The sequence below is a fragment of the Prevotella sp. oral taxon 306 str. F0472 genome (genome assembly GCF_000257925.1).
Classification (GTDB): Bacteria; Bacteroidota; Bacteroidia; order Bacteroidales; family Bacteroidaceae; genus Prevotella; species Prevotella vespertina.
The window spans coordinates 50,354-68,116 of sequence record NZ_AJIN01000017.1 but is presented as its reverse complement, the minus strand read 5'-3'; the positions used below and the strand labels follow the sequence as shown (position 1 = coordinate 68,116).

General features: G+C 38.1%; 10 protein-coding genes. All 10 read right to left on the bottom strand.

The window, feature by feature from the left end:
* Window positions 1-356 precede the first annotated feature (356 nt).
* The 10 genes from HMPREF9969_RS02890 to ychF all read right to left on the bottom strand — a co-directional run bounded on the left by HMPREF9969_RS02890 (window position 357) and on the right by ychF (window position 17,581).
* Entirely contained in the window at window positions 357-1,922 is a 1,566-nt protein-coding gene (locus HMPREF9969_RS02890) for a RagB/SusD family nutrient uptake outer membrane protein (RefSeq protein ID WP_009434328.1), read from the bottom strand.
* A 39-nt stretch (window positions 1,923-1,961) separates the two neighbouring features.
* On the bottom strand, window positions 1,962-4,898 hold the full coding sequence (locus HMPREF9969_RS02885; protein WP_009434325.1) for a SusC/RagA family TonB-linked outer membrane protein: 2,937 nt from the start codon (window positions 4,896-4,898) through the stop codon (window positions 1,962-1,964).
* A gap of 61 nt (window positions 4,899-4,959) precedes the next feature.
* The gene (locus tag HMPREF9969_RS02880; protein ID WP_009434322.1) at window positions 4,960-6,180 is read right to left on the bottom strand and encodes a hypothetical protein; all 1,221 of its coding nucleotides are present in this window, start codon (window positions 6,178-6,180) and stop codon (window positions 4,960-4,962) included.
* A 7-nt stretch (window positions 6,181-6,187) separates the two neighbouring features.
* Entirely contained in the window at window positions 6,188-6,694 is a 507-nt protein-coding gene (locus tag HMPREF9969_RS02875; RefSeq protein WP_009434373.1) for a DUF5004 domain-containing protein, read from the bottom strand.
* A 362-nt stretch (window positions 6,695-7,056) separates the two neighbouring features.
* On the bottom strand, window positions 7,057-8,652 hold the full coding sequence (locus HMPREF9969_RS02870; RefSeq protein ID WP_009434397.1) for a DUF6377 domain-containing protein: 1,596 nt from the start codon (window positions 8,650-8,652) through the stop codon (window positions 7,057-7,059).
* A 1,011-nt stretch (window positions 8,653-9,663) separates the two neighbouring features.
* The gene (locus HMPREF9969_RS02865; RefSeq protein ID WP_009434330.1) at window positions 9,664-10,473 is read right to left on the bottom strand and encodes a DUF3108 domain-containing protein; all 810 of its coding nucleotides are present in this window, start codon (window positions 10,471-10,473) and stop codon (window positions 9,664-9,666) included.
* Window positions 10,474-11,023: 550 nt separating this feature from the next.
* Complete coding sequence (locus tag HMPREF9969_RS02860; protein WP_009434359.1) at window positions 11,024-12,070, bottom strand: ribonucleotide-diphosphate reductase subunit beta; 1,047 nt, start codon at window positions 12,068-12,070, stop codon at window positions 11,024-11,026.
* Between the two features lie 388 nt (window positions 12,071-12,458).
* Window positions 12,459-14,981 carry a ribonucleoside-diphosphate reductase subunit alpha gene (locus tag HMPREF9969_RS02855; RefSeq protein WP_009434326.1) on the bottom strand — a complete coding sequence of 841 codons (2,523 nt, stop codon included), beginning with the start codon at window positions 14,979-14,981 and terminating at the stop codon, window positions 12,459-12,461.
* 635 nt (window positions 14,982-15,616) lie between these two features.
* On the bottom strand, window positions 15,617-16,459 hold the full coding sequence (gene lgt / locus HMPREF9969_RS02850) for a prolipoprotein diacylglyceryl transferase (RefSeq protein ID WP_009434387.1): 843 nt from the start codon (window positions 16,457-16,459) through the stop codon (window positions 15,617-15,619).
* 18 nt (window positions 16,460-16,477) lie between these two features.
* Window positions 16,478-17,581, bottom strand: coding sequence for a redox-regulated ATPase YchF (gene ychF, locus HMPREF9969_RS02845; protein ID WP_009434352.1), 1,104 nt, complete (start codon window positions 17,579-17,581; stop codon window positions 16,478-16,480).
* Window positions 17,582-17,763: the final 182 nt, after the last annotated feature.

The window sequence follows — 17,763 nt, the reverse complement described above, 5'->3', positions numbered from 1 at the left end:
TTCTCTTAAATGCTTAAAACACTCTCTTATCATGGTTAAAACACTTGATTCTATCGCTAGAAACAACTGATTAAAAGAATAAAGAGATTGTTCTTACTAAGAAAATAATCTATTTTTGTATCCTTTTTAGTTTAATTTATTTCTATTTTTAATCTATTTTTTAATTACAAAGAAACTCTTTTCCATGATAAGGCAATAAGTTTAGACTCATTAATAAGCCTCATTACTCACAAAGAAGAGCCTTTATACGATGATAAAAAGCATGAAAAAGCTCCATTTATAAGTATATATTACGATAGAAAACCATCTTGCTTTTCATCCTTATTATATACTTATAATGGAGCTTTCAACGCTTTTTACTGTTGTGAACTATAACCTGGATTCTGCTTCAAATTAGGATTCTTGTTCAGTTCCTCTTGTGGGATAGGATAGATACCAGTGTGATGATCGGCTGGATCAGCTGGTTTCTCCCACCATGCCTGATAGTAAGTACCAAAGCGAATGTTGGTTGTTCGACGAAGATTCTCAAATACAAACTCATGCTTCCACTCGGTATCTAAGTCCTCAAGTGTCAATGTTGTAAGATCGTTGAGACCTGCACGTTTGCGAATCTGATTGATATATGTGAGGGCTGTTGGGGTATAGCCGAGGCGGAAATTACACTCTGCTTGCATCATTAAGATTTCTGCATAACGCATAAGAACCCAATCATTATCACGCTCCCAAGAGTCAGTTGCACTCCACTCATACTTATTTAAACGTGCACCAGCATTCTTTGCTGCATCGGTGAAATTGTCTATTTCTTCAGTATAGTTCAATGGTGAACCATCGTCCATCAATACTTCTGAACCATCTTTAGCACTATACTGCTGACCAATTAACAGACATTGGCGACGAACATCCTTCTCATCAAATGAAGAATAAAGCCCTGGCTGTGCACAAATACCATTACCACACCACTGGTAAACACCAGCTGGATCGAAGGCTAACTTCTGATTGTAATGATAAGTCATACTAGCTAAGTAGTTACCAACAGTACCTTGTTTATGGTCATAAGGAATAGAGAAGATAATTTCAGGAGACTTCTCATTTTGGATAGCGAAACTGGCTTTATAGTTAGGAGTTAAGCTATATCCTTGAACCTTACTACATGCATCCAAGCAGTCTTGCCAACGCGGAGTTCCTGTGTAAACTTCAGCATTTAGATAGAGACGAGCCAACAAGGTGTTAGCCACATTCTGCGTAAACTTAGCATAAGTAGTACCTGATGGAAGTATTGGAAGTATATCCTTAAGCTCCTTCTCTATAAATGCAAAGACATCCTTACGAGGTGAGTTTGCAGGCAACTCCTTCTGTGTGAAGTCGGTCACGATAGGCACATTTCCAAAACAATCAAGCAAGTTGTAGTAGTAATAAGCACGTAGACCGCGTAGCTCAGCCTCAACTTTTTGCTTGTCTTCAGTGCTTAATCCACTTTGTTCTACTTGATGAATAATAGCGTTAATCTTCGATACTCCGGTGAAGTTATAACGCCATACAGAAAGGATACCCGTGTTCTTTACGTCCCAATTATGACGCTGGAACTGCTGGTAACGACCGCCATCGAACCAGTCTGTACCACGTGTTGGAATACAAGCCTCATCGCTTGAACACTCCTGAGTAAAGAACACGTACTCACAAGTTGGATAACAGATAACACCTGCCCCTTCGGGTGTGTTAGCTCCATAACCACGTAATGTGGCATACGCACCACCGACTATAGTAGCCACTTCTGATGATGTCTTTCCATAGTTGTCTTGCGATACTTTATCATAAAGATGTTCGTTTAGATCGGTGCAAGAAGATAGTGCCAAGAGAAGACCTAAGCCTAAGCATGCCTTCTTAGGGAGCATATTTGATATATTGAAATTCAATCGTTTCATAATAGATAGAATCTTTTAAAGTTAGAATTTACGATGAACTTAGAAGCCAACGTTCAATCCGATAGAGAAAGTACGTGGTCGTGGATAACTATTGAAGAAGTCTATACCTGGTGAGTTAAGTACGTTGTCTGGTACACTAACCTCTGGATCAATACCCTTATAACCTGTTATACAGAAGAGATTCTCGCCTGTTACATAGAAACGTAGACGAGTGAGCCCTAGCTTCTTGAGGCTGTTCAATGGTAAAGAATAGCCCAATGTTATAGCTTGAAGACGGAAGAAATCACCCTTCTCTATGAAGTAATCAGAGAAAGTTGGATTATCAGTTATACCACTAGTCATGAAGTCGTCAAGTGTATTCTGTGATGGGAAACGTGTTGGATCATATAATACCATACGACTAACATTCAGTACTTTCTGTCCGAACATACCATAGGCAGCAACGCTAGCATCGAAGTTCTTCCATGTAGCATTTAGACTTAAACCAATATTCCACTTAGGCATTGCTGAACCAAGATAACCTTCCTTCACCTTACCATCAGCATCTTTTTCAAGCATATATTTGCCATCTTCAGAGATACCTTGGCAATGTGGTCCCCAGAAAGCACCAGCTGGATAACCTTCTTTAATTACTTGTGAATAGATGTTAGACATACCACGTACACTATGCAAAGGTCCTGCCTGCAAACCAACAGCTTGATATTGATCATTTGACAACTTGGTTATCTCTTGCTTATTATACGACAGAGACATATTTGCATCAAGTGTCCAATCCTTTGTACGAACAGCTTTGTAACCTAGAGTTAACTCAAATCCTTTGTTCACTAAGTCACCAACATTGGCTAACATAGTGCCAACGAGATATGGAGGTTGTGGTACTGGATAGGTCCAAAGAAGGTCTGATGTCTTCTTATAGTACAATTCTAAAGTACCATTCAACTTATTGAATACAGAGAAGTCAACACCTAGGTTCCATTGAGCAGTAGATTCCCACTTAAGATCAGGGTTAGGGTTTTGAATCTGTGTGTAGGAGTTCTTCCATGTATTAGTTGCTCCATCGTAATAAGCAGAACCTGCTGCAGAGAGGATAGAGAGCGACTTATATTCGCCAATACCATTCTGGTTACCAGTTACACCAAAGCCTGCACGAAGTTTCAAATTGTCTAACCATTCACGAGTAGATGCCATAAAAGGCTCTTCAGAGATACGCCATGCAAACGAAACAGAGGGGAATACACCCCATTTATGGTTCTCACCGAAACGTGAAGAACCATCACGACGTAAGGTTGCTGTAAGCATGTAACGATCAAGAAGACTATAATTAACACGTCCAAAGAACGATATTAGCTTAGAACCTCCTTTATAAGAACCAGCGTCACCTTGCCTATAATCACTACCAGCACCTAGGTTATTATAACCGAAAGCATCAGAGTCATAACCAGAACGAGTAGCACTGAAACCCTCATAGATATTATCAAGATAAGAGTAACCACCCATCAGATTTAAGTGGTGAATATCAGCAAACTTCTTATCATAAGTTAGGTAAAGTTCAAGCTGCTTATTGGTATAATCATCATAAAGACGTTGACCCCAACCTTTCTCACTCTGCCCTTCCATGCGCGCATAAGTTGGTTTATAAAGACCTGACTTAACGGAATTGAACTCATAAGAAGTATTCATTGTCGCAGAGAGACCATCGATAATCTGTAACTCAGCTTTCATATATCCAAGGAAGCGATGACGCTTTCGGTCCTCTGTACGATGATTATTTAATTCAACTGGATTCTCCGTGTTTGTACCATTCAATTGGGCGTAGGTTCCATCTGAATTATATACAGGGAACGTAGGTTGAAGATTAATCATTCGCTCGAATATTCGACTATCGATTGGATGCCAACTATCGAAGTTTGTATTGATACCTTCATCTAGTCTTAGATGTCCATTAAGCCCTGTTTGATATGCAGACAATGAACCTGCAAGCCTGTTCATAGTGTTAGTTTTGATTACACCTTCATTATTATTATAGGTGAAACTAGCACGATATCCATGATTCTTCTTCGATGATGAGAAGTTGATATTATGACTATGTGAGACAGCTGTACGCATTAATTCATCCTGCCAATCAGTGCTAGCTCCAAAGTCCAAAGCACTCATATTACCAGTAGAACGTACATAGCTTCGCCATTGATTAGCCGATAATACATCTAGTTTGCGAGCTGCTGAAGCAAAGGCAACATAGCCATTATATTGGATAGTATTTACTTCTGTATCTGTTCCCTGACGATTAGTTGTAATGATGATAACACCATTTGCACCACGAGAACCATATATTGCTGCCGCTGATGCATCCTTGAGAATGTCCATACTAACAATCTCTGATGATTGAACAGAGTTGATATCAACACCAGGAATACCATCAACTACAACCAAAGGACCATTGCTTGCAGACAAAGATGTACCGCCACGTAAGCGAATTGATGCTCCTGATTCTACAGCACCAGAACTTTGTACGATAGAAAGACCTGCTACTTTACCTTGTAATAATTGTTCTGTAGAGGTAATAACACCTTGTTTCATGTCCTTAGAACTAACAGATGCTATAGCACCAGTTAGGTCGCTCTTACGCATCTTACCATAACCAACGCCAACAACAGTCACCTCATCAAGTTTCTTAGCATCCTCTTCCAATACAACCTTCAAGTCTTTTGCGGCTTGAACCTTACGTGTTGTATACCCAATATAGGATACTTCGAGCATGTCACCTTGCTTACATTCAATACTAAACTTACCATCAAGGTCAGTTATAGCACCTACTTTACCACCTACAACACTTACAGAAGCACCGATAAGTGGCTCTTTCTCTGAATCGACAACACTACCACTAACTGTGATATTTTGTGCCGATACATTGCTACAGAACAACATCATCATAAAGAGGATGAGCCCCGATAGTTTATTTTGAAATGTTAGTTTCATAGAATTTAATGCTTTTATGGATTGATAAAGATAGGAGAGAATCCCTCTCCCATCACCTTATTTAATCAGCTACAACAAGTGGTATAGTTGATTCAACAACCACTCTATCATGCTGTTCCTTGATAGTTAATTTCAATTCAGATGCTTTAACGCCTTCTAACTCCTTATTAAGATCAAGTGTTACCTCACGCTTGTCACGAACACCAGACATAGTTCCTGTAAGAGTCTTAGAGCCTGCTACGATTGTATACTTTAAATCTCCAGATGTTCGTTCATTGTATTCACGGGTCAGAGTAAGGATATCCTTTGCACTTACTCGTGTAGGGAAATAAGAGAACATAGGGTCTGGATAAGGTGCAGCAGAACCTGCCTTTTGCTTTTGATCACCACTATTTACACCCCACTGATTAGCTCCATTAGCATCTTTAATCACCTTAATTATAATATAATTCATGTTTTCAAGTTGGAAACTAGCCTTCTGATCAGGATCAGCAAGGATTGTTGGCTTATCAGCTTGACCTGCATCTTGAGGGTTATAAGCATAATACTCACTAGGTATTCCAACGTTCCAAGCATAGAGACCATTAGAGAGTTTCTTCAAACCAGCCTTCTTTAATACAGCAGGACGCCATACATCAAGTGTTTGTTGCACGGTCCAATCATTTAAAGCTGAGTGTACACCAAATTGAACGAAATCAGCATCTTTAGCCAACTCTGTCAATGTCTTATCACCTAACTTATACACATCAGGGTTGAAAAGGACTGTCAATGGCTCATCCAAAGTGAACTTTTCTGTTAAACCAGTAGACTTCTTACCACTAAAGAAGGTTATACCTGCACCTGACTTCTTGAAGTTTGCAAACTCTAAACGGCTGTCGGGAGCAGCAAAAACACCTGACCATAGACTTCCATCTTTCGTCTTCAAGCGTTGCCAAAAGCCTGGCCATTCAGCGTCTTCGAACTTTGATACATCACAATGGAAGTATTGTGTTGGTATCATAGTCTTCTTATAAATGTTGTTACCAACGTACTCCAATTTGGCAAAATCCGAAGAGTTACCACCATGACCAGCATCTGGCTCTGTTGGTTGCCATGCCCATAAATAGAGATCAACCCCTTCTTGAAAGCCCACATCTGTCATATCATAATAGAACGTAACTTCCTCATCTGCAGTGAAGACTGCTGGTACTGTCCAACACTTAGGAGCCGTACTTAATTCCGTACCTTGACCAAATAAAACCAAAGGGAACAAGCACATCAATGCTAAAAATATCTTTTTCATAGCCAAATCACTTTACAGCTTGCGTTAAATTATACGTATATGAAACAAAAGACTGTCCGTTTGTCTTACGAGTCAAACGATATTCAAGAGTCTTAGTATTACCCGGTACAGCTGTTACCGTGAGAGATGTCTCTGCTTTACCATCATTAAGAAGCAGATTACTAGCCGTGTTGTCACTCTTTGTGAAGTTATAATCCATCTTCCACGTACCGCTGGTTGGCAGTAGTGCAGGTGCATTACCTTCAACAGAGAAAGTGGTTGCATTACCCGCTTCATCTTGGTTAAGATTAATAACAAACGTGTCAAAGTCGAGTAGATTTGTTAGTGTCTTTGTTCGCGCGTTAGTTTCATCAGTCTGCGTAACTGAGTTCACAACCCACTTACCACCAATCTTCTCGGTCAGTGTAATGGGTGCTGTATAACTGCCATCATCAACTGTTGAGCATCCTAGGAACGTCATCGTTGAAGATAGTAGTAACACTGCACCAAGCAAATTACTTGTGATTTTCCTCATAGTGAACCATGTTTTTAGTTATTTAAAATATATTCTTTTGTTCTTATTCTTTATTCGCAAAGATAGTGATGATTTCACATTTAATAAATAAAACTGCTTATTATATAAACAGAAAATGATTTTATCAATTATCAACAAGCTGATTATCAAGTATTATCAATTATCTTTTTCGTTGGTAAATATAATCAAAATATTAGGCTTATAATGCCTTTATAATAAAGAAGTAACTATTTTTCAACCACAAAATAAGCTTTTTAAAACATTCAAATAGGAACTAATAGCACTTACACTAAACCTCTTTAAGCATAAGACTATGCTCTTTAGAAGTATTGTGAAAGCACCATTACAATAAAAGAACACTACTATATCTTCATGATATAGCCTTCAAACTTATCATTGTCTATGTGAGAACGATTCTTGACACGTGTTTTATAAGTATTAATGGTATGAACTGAGTAATTAAGGAATGTCGCTATACGTTCAGAGTCAGTAATTCCTAAACGAATAAGAGCGAAGATTCGCATCTCTGTTGTGAGCTGTTTCTGATCAAGACACTTACTATCCGGATCATCAAAAAGCTCATTGTATTTCTCGATGAAATGTGGGAAAAGCTTTAAAAAAGTCTCATCAAAATCAACGAACATCGACTTTCTTTCTGCTATCAATTCACTTTCTTTGAGTGACGAACGCAAGTCTTCAATTCGGCGAGTCATGAGTTTTCTATCAATGGTACGATAGAGTTTCTCTACCTTATTAATATATTCAGAGTTAATGTAGAATGATCTCCCAATATACTCATCCTTTATTTTGTTTACTTCTTCCAATTGGTTGTTCTTAGTTTCAAGTTGTTTGTTACGCCGAGCGATAATTACTTGAGCTTTCTTTAGCTCCATCATTTGTTTACGAATGTACCACCACGCCACAAAAAGTCCAATAACAAAAAGAATAAATACCACAGCTGCCACTGCTATTGCATTCCTTTGCCCCTGCATAATATTATATCTATCCCGCTCAATGATGGGCAGAATACTACTTACCTCTATCACTCTTTGTCGTGCCCCATAGAAATTTGCATTCGAAAGTGACTGTCTGACGTATTCAGTTGCATGTTGTATATCACCTTCTTTATAAAGAAGTCTTGCCAAAGTACACAATGCTGTGGTTTCTCTTACAACTCCTTTATTATCATAAATGGCTGCTTGTGCAAGATATTTAATAGCTTTGTTTAAATCCTTTTGGTACAGATAAAGCCATCCAAGACATGAGGTAACAATAGCTTTACTATGCACATCGCCCCCTTTCTGCTCCATATATTGATTAAAGTAATCAAGGGAAGCTGCAAAATTATGCTCCTTCATTTCTTTTATTCCTACCGCATAATACCACTCTGGAGAGTCTTTTTGAATATAATGAAGCAACGAATCAGTATAAATACTACCTTGTTTGATGTATTGACTTTGGTAAGGTTCGGTCTTAGTATAGTCTGAGACATCATAATACAAGCGTGATGCCATCTTAAAATAAAGCTTTCTAGATTGCTGATTGGTTCCTTCAAGACGAATTGTAGCCAACTCATTGAACGCTTCAGTATATAATCCAGCCGAAAGAAGACAGAAGACAATATCACAGCGAGCCTCTAATTCATAATCACAATTCCGTTCTTTAAGAGCTTGTGAGAGTAAATGATTCGCATAAACATAAGCTGAATCGTACTGATAAGATGAATATTGATCAAACAACATACGATTGATTTTAAACTTATCAGCCTGTGATGCTGTTCTCAAATTGCGTTTCAAAGCCTTTATCTCATCAAGTTTTCTTTGCTCATAGACGCTCTTTTGAGATAAACTCGCATCCAACTTATTTAATTCTTCAGACCATTTTCCATTAGAGGCTGAACTTATCAGCGGTAAAGAAAACAGCACACATAATAGATATAGTCTTATTGATGTATTCATCTTAGGTATTCTTTATTAGTAAACCAATAAAAGACATGTCTTTTTATAGCCCACAAATATAAAGATTTTATTAGATAGTAACAAAATTATTGACGCCTTTTTCCAATCTAATTCTTCACTCCTCTCCTTCCTTATAATAATAGGTGTAAATGCTAAAAAAACTTCAATTATAAAGATCATGAACTTTAATAGCAATAACAACTACTGATTATCAACCATTTACATACCATTTTCTCTCTCTTGAGTACAAATGATTTATTTGTTTCAAAACGCCCAATAAATTATCTTATAACAAGACTTTATACCAATAACAAGGCTTATAATTTACTTTCTTATAGGCTATTTTAAGTATACTGATTATCAGTTACTTAATAAAATAACCTCCTTTTAATTACCTTATAACCTTTATATTTATAGAAGCACAGCCTTATATAGGCTTTGAGCTTGCGCTTTTTATTGTAATTTTGCCTACAGAAACGATTAGACTAATTTACTCATAAATAAGGTTTTCATGATTTCATAGGTTTAAGTTTATCGTAAGAATAGGTCGAAAGAATTGTAAGTAAAAGTTAGGTTTTGTGTTATTTGAAACACTTCGTTGTGATATTTGGTATATATGTATTTGTTATTTGGGTAATTTTAAATAATGAAATTTTAATTAAACTCACATCACTTTTTAATTAAGCAAAATGGAGTTTGTCGGGAGACAAGCTCCTTTTTGTTTTCCCTCACTTTAGGTTTTATTATCCACATAACGCTCTTCTCCATTCCACATAACGCTTTCTTCCATAACAAGAGAGGCTCTCCTTCATTATAAGAGAGCACTTCTTGCATCAGAAGAGAGGCTCTCTTACAATCAACATAAGTGTTTCGAACATCAGAGAAAGGATGATACTATATAAAAAGCGAGAATATCTCCTATCAAAGGTAAGATCCTTCTGAGATACTCTCGCCTAAATCAATAATAACAAGATAAGTTCTTTATATATCGTAAGGAAAAGATTCCTTTCTTTATTTCACTTCAGCTGTTACAGGACTATTGATTCCCTTCATGGAGGTAAGGAAAGCCTTGGCTGAACCAAACTTTAAGCGCATATCGAGACGAACAGGGATGTGATTCTTATCGTCTGTAACGTAGAAACTTGCTATGTCACGCCACTTTCCATCATCGTATTCCCAATAAGTAAGTTTCAAACAACGATACTTATGACCATTATCCGCCTTTACATCTTCCTTACCATTATATATAATACGTGCAGGATCACGGCTGTTTCCATCTACGATAGGGAAGTTTACAACCTCACCTTTCTTCCAACTCTCAGGATTAAAACTCCTAGCACGAAGGAAGATACTCATCATATCAAAGCAACAATCATCATAAGTGCGTTCTATCCACTTATGTTTCCCTTCACTATTGATACGATGCTGGCGAAGATGACACTTACCATTAGGATAAGAATAGAATATTTCATCCACCGTATAACGCTTTCCTTCTCTTGCGCCCTTGCGATAGTACAATGGTGCCATCTGCTTTGAATTATAAGCAAGGAGCGTATCACGTAATACAAAGTAATTATCGAGCTTACCATTGCCACGCGTTGTCAACGATGCACGATAAGCCGGTGTACCTTTATAATTAGACGAGACTGTGTACCAGGAAGCCGTTCCTGCCTTTACCCAAATAAACTTCCAATTATAATAGAGATTGTAAGTTAGATATTCTCCACTGCTGAATGCTGTGTTATGAAACGTGCATTGAGCCGAGACGCGCAGGCTAAGAACAGCCAAGAGACAAACTATATAAATCTTAAAGTGTTTCATCTTAACCAGTTTAAAAGTTCAATTTATATTATATATATTCTTTATTTCTTTTATTGAAAGATAAAGAATGATTTAGTATGATGGGCTGTGGATTGGTGCAGAACTTATCTTCTCTTTTCTTGTTAGATTGCTTATCAACTTGAGAAAGATACTTATTAAAAAGTTATTCGTACTTCTTTTGATTGATACTCAACCTTTATTATGAGTTATCCACACTTTCCACAAGTGGTGCAAAGATAATAAGTTTATATCTTTTTACACTGATAACTTGTGTAAAACTTATCTAAAATGCCGTTAATAACTATGTGGATATCCACTAAGAAGGGGATCTCTACTGAGGGATGTGGATATCCACAGGGTTATAAAAGGGTTATGAAATGTGTTTTCAACATAGTTTTCAACAGTTTTGTGGATAACTTTTCCTACTTATGAGGATTGTGTTTTTAGAAAGATGAGATACGAGTGATTGCTTTTATATACAATCATTCGGGCAAATCAGAATAGCTGACTTGCCCGAACGATAGGTGTAATGAATAAATTAAATAGCTTTTTAAAGGTCGTCGATAAGGGCTGTACTCTTTGCATAAGCCGTACTTCTTGCTTCAAAGAAGTCGGTTTTCACCATATTAGCGTTAGAGTATTGCCCCACCCACTGCATGTTTTCTGGTTCTTTCTGATTGTCTGGATAGAGGAAACCAAAGCCCAATCCTGACCAACGAAGGTTACCGAGATAACGAATATAATCTGATACCATCTGCGAGTTTAGACCCTGCACTTCATTTCCAATAACGTATTGTCCCCATGCTATCTCTTGGCGTACTCCCTCGCGCATCATATCCTCGTAAATCTTTACCTTTTCTTCGGTGAACATATCAGGTTCCTCCTTCTTTAATTCGAGGATTATGCTTCTGAAGAGCCAGAGATGCGTGTTTTCGTCCCTATTGATGTATCGAATCTCTTGAGCAGACCCCGACATCTTACCATTTCTACTGAGATTATAGAAGAACATAAAGCCACTATAGAAGTAGATACCTTCGAGGATGAAGTTAGCAATTAAGGTCTTCATCAAGCTGAATTTATCGCGCTTCTCATGGAATTCATTGTAACAATCACCGATGAATTTATTGCGATTCAGCAAGTGTTCGTCCGTTTTCCACTGATAGAGAATGTCGTTTCTTTCCTCTGGAGAGCAGATAGTATCAAGCATATAACTATAACTCTGACTGTGTATGCACTCCTGAAATGCCTGTATATGCAAGCATAGATTCACCTCGTTGGCAGTAATATACTCACTAACAGTTGGCAAGTTATTACTTTGCAAAGAATCGAGGAATACCAAGAAACTAAGAATCTTATCGTATGCTGTTCGTTCGGCTTTATCCAATCGAGGATAATCCTTGAAGTCCTGCGAAAGATTAATCTCTTCGGGAATCCAAAAGTTATTCATTGCCTGACGATACCAATCACTAACCCACGAATACTTCATGTTGTTGAAGTCATTCAGATTGGTTGTATTACCGCCGATCATGCGTCTTAAACGCAAATCCACATCCCCTGAAGGGTTAAACAGGGTGTTTCGTTTTAGTTTATCTTCCATTGCTTTGAGAAGTTATGAATACTTCTTTTTTCTTTATCTATCATTAATAAATACATTTGTCTTCACTCCCTTTCATTCCTTTTCACTCCTGCTTACTCCTAAAATATGTAATACTTTTTCATTGATTGATTATACCTTTCAGATGAAACGAACGTACTTTTCATTAAAAACGGAGGTACATTTTACCAAAAACGGAGGTACGTTTTACTAAAAATGGATATACGTTTTATTAAAAACGAATATACGTTTTTTCTCGATCTATTATACTTTTCATAACACGTTAACTGTTAGATAGTTACAACTGATGGTTGTTGATGACATAAATGCTTGTTTTTATGATGAGAATCATCCGTTAGATACAAATAAAATGTAAGTTATTTTCGAAAAGTTAAGATGCACAACTCTCACATTCCTCCACCTCTAATGACTTACTTCGAACGTAATAAATCGTCTTTACTCCGTTCTTCCAAGCCAATAAGTACAGGTCGAGCACCTGTCGCATGGTGAAGTCGTTGGTGATATATAGGTTCATACTCTGCGCCTGGTCAATATGACGCTGGCGAACACCAGATGCCTTTATGCTCCACTTCTGGTTGATTAGATATGCACTCTTATACATCCAATAAGTTTCGTCAGATAGTTCCGGAGCAACGCGGGGGAGCATACTTCCTTTCTTTTCCTCTAAGAAGAATCGCTTCATAATAGGGTCTAATCCAGCCGTAGTTCCTGCAATTATACTAGTGCTACTGGTCGGTGCAACAGCCAATAGATAAGCATTGCGCATACCCTGTAAAGCCACTGTTTTGCGCACTTCTTTCCACTCATCACTATCGTAACCACGCTTGTCAAAGTATAGACCCGTTTGCCAGTCGCTACCCTCAAAGTACTGATAACTGCCCTTCTCTTTGGCTAGATTAGAGCTAGCAAGTATCGCCGAACGATTGATAGTTTCGAACACTTTGTCCATAAATTGTAGGTGTTCTTCACTCTCCCACTTTATTCTTCTCTTAGCCAAAGCATGGTGATAACCGCTAATGCCGAGCCCTATTGAGCGATATTTCTGATTAGTTATTTCTGCATAAGGAACGGGATAGAAGTTAAGACTGATCACATTGTCTAATGCGCGAACTATCGTTGCTACCTTCTCTCTCATCTGTTCTTCATCCTCCAAAGGAAGGCGTCCTAGAGAAAGACTGGCTAGATTACAAACGACGAACTCACCCGGTTTGGTAGTTGTGACAACAATCGTTTCTCCGTCCTTCGTTTCGATAGTCTTCGATACAGTCTCTATAGGTGCCATGTTCTGCGCAATCTCAGTGCAGAGGTTAGAACAGTATATCATGCCCTTGTGGTGATTAGGGTTTGCGCGGTTAACTGTATCTCGATTGAATGTGAATGGAGTACCAGTCTCGACTGCAGAACGTAGAACCAATCGGATGATATCCTTGATACTTATCACACGACGCGTGAGTCTTTGGTCGTTGACACAATCGAGATACTTGCGTTCCCACTCCTCTCCGTAACAATCTTCAAGGCAATATCCTTTGATGCGCATGATCTCATTTGGACAGAAAAGATACCAATTCTGATCCAAGTTCTCATCCGCCATCTTCCAGAAAAGGTCAGGATAACAAACGGCTGGGAAGATGTCATGTGCTTTCATGCGATCGTCTCCGTTATTCGTGCGAAGTTGTAAGAACTCTGGTAAGTCCTTATGCCATACATCCAAGTAAACCGCTACTGCACCTTGGCGCATACCCAACTGATCTACCGCAACTGCCGTATCGTTAACAAGTCTCATCCAACGAATTACACCACCAGCAACGCCTTTGAATCCTCTGATATTACCTCCTGTGGCACGCACCTTACCAAAGTACATACCCATACCACCGCCGAATTTGCTTACTTGTGAGAAGTTATCCAAACTGCGATAAATGCCATCAAGGCTATCAGGAACGGTGTCGATGAAGCAACTTGATAGCTGATGATTAGGCTTGCGAGCATTCGATAGTGTTGGAGTTGCCATAGTAACTTCTAATTTACTAAGCATGTCATAGATGCGATGAACCCACATAAGGCGGTTCTCTTTCTGCTCTGGCATGGCAAGATGAAGGGCTATACCGAGATACATCTCCTGTACTCTCTCTATGGCTTTACCCGCATAGTTCTTGATGACATAACGCTTTAGAAGAAGATCCAAACCCGAATAATTCAATAGTTTGTTACGCTCTTCTTTGATAAAGGTAGCCGCTTCATTGATTTCCTCTTCAGTATAGTTCTGTAGGATATATTCACCATATAGACCTTCGGAAGTCATGTATTTCAACTTATTGTAGAAACCATCTATTCCAATTTCATCTTCCTGTTTCTTTATCTTCTGTTCAGCCCTATATGATAAGATGCGAGCCGATATCATCTCCCATGCAGGAGCTTCAGGAGTGGTCAATTCTACGGCAGCTTTGATAAGAGTGTCTATAGCTTCTTTATGCGACATACCCGGTTTGCAAAGGTTAGCAAACTTCTCTTGAAGAGTCACCATACTATATACACGCTCTCTATACTCACGTGCCACGTCTTGCAGAACAGTGGTTAATTCCGTATCATCAGCCATTCGAGCGATGTCATTGATAGCCTTTCTCTGCTCGTTGCGCTGGTATCTAAAGAGGATGAAGTTCTTTGCTTCGTCATAATGACCGTGCATCATGAGATGCTTCTCCACCTGATTTTGAATCTCTTCAACGGTTCTTTGGTCTGGATTATCAATGATAATCTGCTCAACCTCAGCCACCATTGCGGCTATCTCTTCGTCCTTTATGGTCTTACCAGTGCTGATAAAACTCTTCTTAATGGCTATCGCTATCTTGTTGTTATTATATCTTTCCGATTCGCCATTACGCTTTATTATATCCATTGAATCTATTTATAAGTTTTCTATTTTAATCTACTTTTAATCGAATGAACAACGAGTATGTTCTTAATAAACAATTATTTATCAAATAGTTATAATTAATTTGCCATTTTGATATAGGCAAAGTTACCAAAAAAAAACGATAGCGTGTTGTCTATAATGTATAATTTTCAAGTCTTATAGAGTTTTAATAGTTATCTATTTTATGTGTTTCTCGATACTTAAAAAGTTGTTTTTTAAAGCCAATCTATAGCTTGTTTTTATCCTTTATATTGTTGCTTATTAAGGATGTAATTATTTGTTTCCTTTGAATAATGAGCTTCTTTTCTTTCTATTAATGCCTGTGTGTAATCGAGATAGAACTTCCCTAAATTGAAGAATACTTCTTCTTATGCTAATAAATAAACTAAAAGAAGAAAGAAAATAGGCAAGAAGAAATATAATAATAGATTAATTTATAGATTAAGAAAGGTTCTCCTCTACCCTATTCGAATATTTTTAATTGTAAAGAAGATTATTTCTTGTTTCATAGAATAGTGTTTGTTATAATAGAAAAAGGCATAAAAAAAGACTATTCCAAATATCAACTATGGTGTATTTAACCGATAGATTGATATTTAGAACAGTCTCTAAAAGTATTATACTTTGGTTGGTTTTGCTTTAACGGAGTGCCTGATAGCTCCTAAACCTATTATAATGAATGGAATACTAAGTATCTGTCCCATATCAATAGGAAGACCTGCTTCGAATGTTTCTTGCACCTCTTTGGTGTATTCAATGAAGAATCTAAAGGTGAAGATAAGCGTTAGGCAGAGACCAAAGAAGAGTCCTGTACCCACTTTCTCAGGGTGGCGTCTATATATAAAGTATATGATCGCGAAGAAACAAATGTATGCTATCGCCTCATAGAGTTGCCCCGGATGGCGTGGATAAGTATCAACTTTATAGAAAATAAACGCCCATGGCACATCAGTAACCTTACCGATTATCTCTGAATTCATAAGGTTTCCAAGACGAATAAACGTTGCTGTGAGCCCTGAAACAATCCCAAAGAAGTCGAGAACAACCCATGTTGGCATCTTCATACGGTGTATGTAAAGGGATAAACCAATGAGCATTCCAATGACACCACCGTGTGATGCGAGTCCTTGATAGCCTGAGAAAGTCCATGAACCATTAGCTAAATGCTTGATAGGGACAATCATTTCGATGACATGATCCCATGAAGTAAGGAAGTATTCAGGCTCATAAAAGAGGCAATGACCCAATCTTGCACCTGCAAGAACGCTTATGAACATGTAAAGGAAGAGTGGTTCAAACTTCTCATCAGGGTAATTATGGCGTTTATAGAGCCACTTCATCATGAAGAAGCCGAGTGCTAAACCAATCAACCAACACATTCCATACCATCGAATACCTGCTGAACCAATATGTATGAGATACTCGTCTGGTCTCCAAGCAATATAAAGTAACGTATTCATAGTGATGTGAGTTATTGCTTATACATTGAATCGGAAGTGCATGATATCACCATCTTGTACAACATATTCCTTACCTTCTATGCCTAGTTTACCTGCTTCGCGGATAGCTGCCTCAGAGCCATATTTAAGGTAATCTTCGTATTTGATGACCTCAGCACGTATGAATCCCTTTTCAAAGTCGGTGTGAATAACACCTGCACATTGTGGTGCTTTCCATCCTTTATGGAATGTCCATGCCTTCACCTCCATCTCACCTGCAGTGATGAAAGTCTGTAAGTTGAGGAGATGATAAGCCTTATTGATAAGACGATTCACACCACTCTCTTCCAAACCAAGCTCTTCGAGGAACATTTGCTTATCCTCATAACTATCGAGAGAAGCTATGTCTTCCTCTGTCTTAGCAGCTATAACCATTGCTTCAGCCCCCTCTTCAGCAGCAATCTTCTCAATCTGTTTGCTGTATTCATTGCCTATCTTTGCGCTAGACTCGTCTACATTGCAAACATAAAGGACTGGCTTAGTGGTTAAAAGGAAGAGATCGTGTGCTGCTTGTTGTTCTTCTTTGCTTTCGAACTCAACGCTACGTGCATTCTTACCCTGCTCTAGTACTTCCTTATAAGCTTTCAGTACAGATACAAGAATCTTAGCATCTTTATTGCCAGTAGCTGCTATCTTCTGTTGTTTTGCTAGTTGTGACTCTATCGTTTCAAGGTCTTTTAACTGCAACTCAGTATCAATAATTTCTTTATCTTCTATTGGATTAACAGCCATACCACCTTCTCTTACAACGTTATCATCCTCAAAACAACGAATAACATGTATGATGGCGTCACATTCACGGATGTTACCAAGGAACTTATTACCGAGTCCTTCACCCTTAGAAGCACCCTTTACAAGCCCTGCAATATCAACAATCTCGCATGTAGCAGGAACGATTCTTCCTGGATGAACAATCTCTGCTAACTTATTGAGGCGTTCGTCTGGAACGCTAATTACACCGAGATTCGGTTCGATAGTACAGAACGGGAAGTTAGCTGCCTGTGCTTTGGCACTGCTTAGACAGTTGAAAAGAGTAGACTTACCAACGTTTGGTAGTCCTACTATACCACATTTTAATGCCATGTTCTAATAAACGTTTATATCTTTGATGCAAAAGTACATAATTAATTCGAGACTAGCAAATAGGTAGTAATGATAGGTTTTTAATATAAAAAGCATAGGAACATACATGTTGTTACACATGTTACGTCCCTATGCTTCTGTCTTAAACGTATTCTGTCCTAATTGTCTAGAGCAATGTTTTT